The sequence below is a fragment of the Xenorhabdus lircayensis genome, from assembly GCF_016306625.1.
Taxonomy (GTDB): Bacteria; Pseudomonadota; Gammaproteobacteria; order Enterobacterales; family Enterobacteriaceae; genus Xenorhabdus; species Xenorhabdus lircayensis.
Genome location: NZ_JACOII010000073.1, coordinates 1 through 6,114, shown reverse-complemented (window position 1 = coordinate 6,114; position 6,114 = coordinate 1). Strand labels below are relative to the sequence as shown.

General features: G+C 49.2%; 9 protein-coding genes and 1 pseudogene. 7 read left to right on the top strand and 3 right to left on the bottom strand.

Translation table 11 applies throughout. The features are described 5' to 3' along the window. Positions 1-189 precede the first annotated feature (189 nt). Both H8A87_RS18855 and H8A87_RS18850 read right to left on the bottom strand, forming a co-directional pair. On the bottom strand, positions 190-681 hold the full coding sequence (locus H8A87_RS18855) for an IS630 family transposase (RefSeq protein WP_198691431.1): 492 nt from the start codon (positions 679-681) through the stop codon (positions 190-192). Between the two features lie 22 nt (positions 682-703). Then, positions 704-1,021 carry an IS630 transposase-related protein gene (locus tag H8A87_RS18850; protein WP_198691430.1) on the bottom strand — a complete coding sequence of 106 codons (318 nt, stop codon included), beginning with the start codon at positions 1,019-1,021 and terminating at the stop codon, positions 704-706. Positions 1,022-1,046: 25 nt separating this feature from the next. Between H8A87_RS18850 and ltrA the strand changes: the two genes are divergently transcribed. Together ltrA and H8A87_RS18840 are read left to right on the top strand one after the other, a co-directional pair. Then, positions 1,047-2,069 carry a group II intron reverse transcriptase/maturase gene (ltrA, locus tag H8A87_RS18845; protein ID WP_332460400.1) on the top strand — a complete coding sequence of 341 codons (1,023 nt, stop codon included), beginning with the start codon at positions 1,047-1,049 and terminating at the stop codon, positions 2,067-2,069. Positions 2,070-2,274: 205 nt separating this feature from the next. After that, a complete protein-coding gene (locus H8A87_RS18840; protein ID WP_198691429.1) occupies positions 2,275-2,442 on the top strand; it encodes a hypothetical protein in 168 nt (55 codons plus the stop codon). Positions 2,443-2,486: 44 nt separating this feature from the next. On the opposite strand, the pseudogene H8A87_RS18835 reads toward H8A87_RS18840, so the two are convergent. After that, positions 2,487-3,323 (bottom strand): annotated as a pseudogene (locus tag H8A87_RS18835) (replication endonuclease); the annotation flags it as partial. Between H8A87_RS18835 and H8A87_RS20565 the strand changes: the two are divergent. The 5 genes from H8A87_RS20565 to H8A87_RS18815 all read left to right on the top strand — a co-directional run bounded on the left by H8A87_RS20565 (position 3,306) and on the right by H8A87_RS18815 (position 5,511). Further along, positions 3,306-3,467 carry a hypothetical protein gene (locus H8A87_RS20565; RefSeq protein WP_232370368.1) on the top strand — a complete coding sequence of 54 codons (162 nt, stop codon included), beginning with the start codon at positions 3,306-3,308 and terminating at the stop codon, positions 3,465-3,467. The pseudogene H8A87_RS18835 and the gene H8A87_RS20565 overlap by 18 nt on opposite strands. An 88-nt stretch (positions 3,468-3,555) precedes the next feature. Continuing rightward, entirely contained in the window at positions 3,556-3,837 is a 282-nt protein-coding gene (locus H8A87_RS18830) for a hypothetical protein (RefSeq protein ID WP_198691428.1), read from the top strand. Then, a complete protein-coding gene (locus H8A87_RS18825) occupies positions 3,834-4,352 on the top strand; it encodes an antitermination protein (protein WP_232370367.1) in 519 nt (172 codons plus the stop codon). Before H8A87_RS18830 ends, H8A87_RS18825 begins: the two co-directional genes overlap by 4 nt. A 199-nt stretch (positions 4,353-4,551) precedes the next feature. Continuing rightward, complete coding sequence (locus H8A87_RS18820; protein ID WP_198691427.1) at positions 4,552-4,866, top strand: hypothetical protein; 315 nt, start codon at positions 4,552-4,554, stop codon at positions 4,864-4,866. Positions 4,867-4,974: 108 nt separating this feature from the next. Continuing rightward, positions 4,975-5,511 carry a hypothetical protein gene (locus H8A87_RS18815; RefSeq protein WP_198691426.1) on the top strand — a complete coding sequence of 179 codons (537 nt, stop codon included), beginning with the start codon at positions 4,975-4,977 and terminating at the stop codon, positions 5,509-5,511. Positions 5,512-6,114: the final 603 nt, after the last annotated feature.

The following is a 6,114-nucleotide window of genomic DNA, read 5'->3' as shown; positions in this document are numbered from 1 at the left end:
GGGGTGTTGACGTTTTGTGAGGAGTTATTGTACAGAGGGTGAGAGTATGATGATGGGGTATAATTGTTTTCGCCAAAAAATAACCAAGCCTCACCACCATGCCGCGAACTATGTTAACAGATACACAATGGAATAAGTTATCTGCATTAATGAAACTCTCTGGATTTATTTATAGATAAATCAATATAATTAGACATAATTTACATGCGCCATAAACAGTTCATCAATAGAGCATCTTTCCCGTCTTCTTGTGGCTTTTACTTCCGCCCATTTGGGTTCGATAGGATTTAAATCCGGACTGTAAGGCGGTAACCATTCCAACTGGCATCCGTGGTGCGCTATTGCTTGCCGTGTGTCATGCCGCTTATGGAATGAGGCATTATCCATCACAATCACCGCCCCGCTTGGAAGCTTGGGCAGCAAATCCTGTGTCATCCAGGCATGGAAAACATCCGTATTAATATTCCCGGCAAACAAGCTTAAGGTCACGAAGGTCTTTTGGATGATGGCGGCAATGACATTAATGCGCCCTTTGGCCTGCCAGTCGTGTGTCCCGAAACAGCGCTGCCCTTTTGGGGAATAACCATGCATGCGGGGCATTGACTGTTCAAAACCGCTTTCATCCAGATAAACAATCGGGTTGCCCGCTTGTTCATAATGACGGAGGCGCTCGACAAATATCTGACGAGCCTGTTCGTCAGCGTTAGGGTGTTTTAACGTTTTTTTTGACGGTAATATTCAGCCGCTTCAACGCGTAATGGACAGCGGACTGTGAAACGCCCAGACGTTTTGCTCTTTCCCATTGATAATCATCGGGATAATTTTGGACATCGGTGATCAGTTTCTCGTCACTGATTTTCGTGGGCGGTTTATTACGCGTCACACAGGGTTCTATTTTGTGACTCCACCGAAACAAAGTGCGGATAGCGATCTCAAAGTGGGCACTCGTTTGTTCGAAAGTCAACGAATGCTTGTCCTTGTATGCCAGTACTCTTTTTCGGAAATCTAAACTGTAGCCCATCTCATCACTCAGCCCTGTTATTGAAGTGCCGGTATTATGCCATAGTATTATTATTCAGCTATATCGGCCACAGCCCGTTCGTCGGGTAGGCATCCCAAAACCGGACGGCAGTGAGCGGGAACTGGGTATTCCCACCGTCACCGACCGTCTGATTCAACAGGCACTGCTGCAAGTGCTGCAACCTCTGATTGATCCCACCTTCAGCGAGCACAGTTACGGCTTCCGTCCGGGCCGTCGGGCCCACGATGCGGTACTGGCTGCGCAACGCTACGCCCAACAGGGCCGCCACATCGTGGTGGATGTCGACCTGTCGAAATTTTTTGACCGGGTCAACCATGACATCCTGATTGACCGGCTAAAGAAACGCATGGACGACCCCGGAGTCATCCGGCTGGTTCGTGCGTATCTGAACGCGGGTATCATGGAGGGGGGTGTGGTTATGGCGCGGCACGAGGGCACGCCGCAAGGCGGCCCCCTGTCGCCGCTGCTGGCCAACGTCTTGCTGGACGAGGTGGACAAAGAGCTGGAACGCCGGGGACACTGCTTCGCCCGCTATGCCGATGACTGCAACGTCTACGTTCGCAGTCATAAAGCGGGAGAGCGGGTAATGCGGCTGCTCCGCCGCTGCTACGGAAAACTGCGACTGGTGATCAATGAAGCCAAGAGTGCGGTCACCAGCGCGTTCGGTCGGAACTTCCTTGGTTATGCCCTCTGGCAAACAAAGGATGGAGACGTCCGACGCGCGGTCTCAGCGAAAGCGTTAAAGGCGTTCAAACGCAGGCTCAGGCAACTAACCCGAGGCTCAGGTGGTCACAGCATGGCACAGGTGGTGGAGAGGCTCCGCCGCTATCTGCTTGGATGGAAAGGGTACTTCAGGCTGGCTCAAACGCCACGCATCTGGCGATCACTGGATGAGTGGATACGTCGCCGCCTGCGAGCCGTCCATCTACGGCAATGGAGACGGGGTACGACCATTGCTGCGACTTGGCGCAGCCTCTTGGGGGGCTCAATCGGTGGCGGCCCTGAGCCGTCGTTGGTGGCACAATAGTCAGTCTGCCATCCACACAGTGCTAACAATAGCCTACTTCGACCGGTTGGGCGTACCGAGACTCACGTGAGACCTCAACTTCTCGAACCGCCCGGTGCGGACCCGCATGCCGGGTGGTGTGGGAGGGGTGGAACCGATAGGTTCCACCCTATCCCGATTGCCTGAAGGAAAGATAGTTTCATGTGTAATGGTTACATGGTGAAATTTGAGGTCGGCACGTCATCAAACACCGCCACGCGCAGTTGTGACCCCGCCGCGCCTGCCCACTAAATGCAGTGCTTTTTATGCACCTGCACGGGATCGCCGGAAGCGCGCCCGTACTGGGGCTGGCGGGCCATGCGATCCTTGCTTGATCTTGCGGATTGAGGCGTAGAATGGGAAAAATATGCAAGAGAACGTGGCAGCGTATACTGACTAACCGTCGATATTCTTAGCGATGTACTTCGCGATATAACTCACGGCCCAGCCGCGGTTCATGTGCCTGCATTCAAAACGGTACTTTTTAGCCCCGCGTTCGTCGCCGTCTTCCTGCAACGCTTTTTTCCGCATGATCTCGACCGCTTCTGCGCGGCTGGCTTTGTCGGTAAACAGCAATAGATGCCAGTGGGGCGTACCATCATGATGCGGCTCGACAACACGGACACCATAAACATCCAGTCCCGCGTCCTTAAAAGCGGTGCGGATTTTTGCCCAGACCCGCACCAGATAGCGCTGGCCATCTTTTGGCGTATAGGCTTCATTGGCCCAGTTGCCATTAAGCACAGCGATTTTATCTTCCCCTTTTCGGGTCAGGCGGGTCGGGTGATATTTTGACGGCGTGGTGATGGTGATAAACATGCCGATATCACCGCGCGCCGTGGCTACCCGTTCAATCCCGGCAATTTGTGACATCAGTTCCATCCGGCGGATTTCAGGATTGGAAATACTTTTCATCACCTTTTCCACCAGATCAAAACGCTCGCCGGTTTTCACATCCTCAATATCCATCGCTTGCAGATATTGCATATTGGACAGGCGTTGGGACTTCACATCCTGTATAGCCTGACGACTGGCATAAGGGGAACGGTTTTTATTGACCGCCATGGCCGCAATCAACAGGGCTTCACGCTAGCGGGTGCGGTGCGCCTTAAGCCGGCGAAGCCAAAAATCATCATTCACCAGACGCGACACGGCGGCAACCACATGTTCCGCTTTCAGCAACCCGTTGCAGTAACGCGGGTAATGCACCGGAGTGACATGCAAACCGCGGGCAATTTTTTCCACTACTGGAACGAAGAAGAACACGCGCAAGGTTGCATGTACGGTGATCGTATTAATGAAACGGAGAAATTACGTCGGGCGACAGCGAAAGGGTTTGCTGAACAGCTCCCCGAACCACATATAGCAGAACCAAAATAATATGACATAGCATCTAAATTCAAATGACAAGGCAGTATTGCTTATGAGGCATGTAGACTGCGTCAAGTTATACTGATTTAGCTATACCTTGTCTGATGTTGTTCGTGAGTTTCTTTACTGGGACGGGTTATATCAGATACGTAAGGTGGCTGCCAAAGAACTTGATCCGGGCGGATATGGTGATGGGGAAAGATATTATATCTATGACCGGGAAGATTACCTCGAAGAGAAACTGGTTACCCTCCAGGCCGTGAACCGTCAGGAAGCGATAGACGTCTGTAAATGGATACTATCCGAAGAGCGATTTGATGATCGTTCAGACCTGACCGACAGAATTATTCTGAATCTGGTGGGGGAGTGTGCTGAATGAAACTCGAATCAGCCCTGAAACATTTTCACCCCAAGTCGCCGACGTTTAGTGACGCCTCCACCAGTACCGCACCGGGCAGAATGAAAGGGATGGATACTGCGGCGGCTTTAGGGATGGCAGAGTCACAGGCTAAGTTTGGGATGACGGCATTTTTTGCCAAGAACGATGTCAGTGAAGAAGACAAGTTCAGCACGGTAGAAGCGTTAACCAAATATGCAAGGCAAACAGTCCCCAGACTGATATCGAAAGCCGCAGGAAATAAACTGGGGCCATGTCTGGTGATCTTAGCCAAGATGGCGTTTGAAAACTACGCCCGTTCAGCGGCTTCGACTTGTCAGTGTTCGGAGTGCCGGGGGAAAGGGCTTATCTACGGGATGAAAAACGTTGAAAAACATCCCGGCATTATTCGTGCCGATGGTGTGGTAATTATTGAACCGTGGATTGAAGTCGAACGAGTGGGTGAACTTTGCCAGCAATGCAACGGGAAAGGTATCCTGTCAAACGCTGGTGGGTAAATGTTACACGGAAGAAAAATATGCTAAAGCTAAAGCGGTATTCGATGAGGTGACAAAATAAACCGTTTATATCGTCACCAATATTTGCATTTTGCATAAAGCTGGCGTAACATCTCCAAATAGTGGGATATTGTATCTACACACACTACGAATATTTAAACCTCGCTTCGGCGGGGTTTTTTGCTTTCTGGGGGAACGCATGTCTGCACCAGTCACAGAATCCTTAGTTTTCCGTCCCGCCGCTGAACAACCCACGCCGGATATGAACGACAAAGAAGTACTGGTTTATAACACCTGCGATGGTTGGCACATTGGGTATGTCAGGTTTTGGGATGGAGAATACGCTGGCATCTATCCTTGGATGGGCGATGAGCTTGAGCCACGATACTTCTATGTTGCATGGGCGCTGTTACCCGATGGCTTTAAAATTGAGGATATATTTGAAGACCAGAAAGCCACACCGGAAGAGCATGATCGCCACTGGGCGGCAAGAGAGAAGTCGAACGGGAAGTGATTATTTTTAAATTGTGATGATAATGTCAGAAAATATTATTTTTCAGCTTGAACCTCTATACCTTTAGGTATATCACAGTAAGTATACGCCTTTGGGGAAGGAGGAGGTATGGGCTGGTATAGGCATTACTTTAAGGATGTTTATAAATTATCCTTGCAAGAAGCGGTAACAGGTAGCGTTAAACTTATTGTTAGTCATGATGAGCAATACCATTATTTTTTGGATATACCGAAGCATCAACCAGGGCCTAGACTCAATATTTTTGGACATGGAGACCCAAACAAGGCTATTTTTCAGGGCCATTCTGTAGCTCGTCCTATGTCTGGGACTGAAATTCTTGGTTTTCCTTGTCGGGTGCGATTACCTCATGCAAAACCTTTGACTCCACATGAGCTTAAACAAAGTATAACTCCATTGATCTTGATGTATCGTATTCGAAGCATTCGGTTAGTTGCGTGTTACACAGGAAGTTCGGGGTTCGCTAGGGCTTTATCCCATTTAACGGGTTTACCAGTTAAAGCTCCAATGAAATATATTGATGTAATGGAGTTTGTTACTACTGGTCGTTATTGGATAATAAAGCCACAAGAAGAGGAATCAAAAGAGGTGGAACGCAATTTCCGTTGGTTTGGAATCAACCAATAATCACCTATTGTAAATTTGCATTGTACCCAATTTAAATTATGACCTCGCTTCGGTAGGTTTTTTTGTATCTGCAATGGTAAGGTGTCTTTTGATAGCTATTGCTATCCTTGCTTAACATGGAGAAGACATCTTAACCAATGTGGAGAGTGCCAAGGCTGATTGGCAGTGCATGGACTATCGGATGTACCGCACACCATCTAGAGGCGGTCTCTGCGGATTAGGCTAAGCCCCTGAGAGTATCTAGAAACCGATGCAGGAGATCAGCACCTGCCTCCATATTTTGCTCGGGGTCGGTCAACGCCTATAGTATTTATAAATCAATGTGTTAAGGTTATTCTCTGACGATTTGATCAACACCCCCGTTGATCACGGATAGCGCAACTTATAAACTCATACAGATGGAATTTTGTTGGGAGAACCGCTATCCTACGTTTGTCAAACATGTGTGTCGCGGTTGAGTTACCTCCATACATATTGAGAAATGTTAGCGCATTCCTCGCCCCGTAAGCCCAGGGCCTTACAAAAATTCAAATGTCAACATTCAAGGCTGCGCTCCGGCGTGGCCTTTTCTGTATTTGCAATCCTAACTATTTGAATTAATTC

Bases quoted from the DNA above. Each gene is read 5' to 3' on its own strand.
- H8A87_RS18850 (WP_198691430.1), bottom strand. From the start codon at position 1,021: ATGGGCTACAGTTTAGATTTCCGAAAAAGAGTACTGGCATACAAGGAC.
- H8A87_RS20565 (WP_232370368.1), top strand. From the start codon at position 3,306: ATGCAAACCGCGGGCAATTTTTTCCACTACTGGAACGAAGAAGAACAC.
- H8A87_RS18825 (WP_232370367.1), top strand. From the start codon at position 3,834: ATGAAACTCGAATCAGCCCTGAAACATTTTCACCCCAAGTCGCCGACG.
- H8A87_RS18820 (WP_198691427.1), top strand. From the start codon at position 4,552: ATGTCTGCACCAGTCACAGAATCCTTAGTTTTCCGTCCCGCCGCTGAA.
- H8A87_RS18815 (WP_198691426.1), top strand. From the start codon at position 4,975: ATGGGCTGGTATAGGCATTACTTTAAGGATGTTTATAAATTATCCTTG.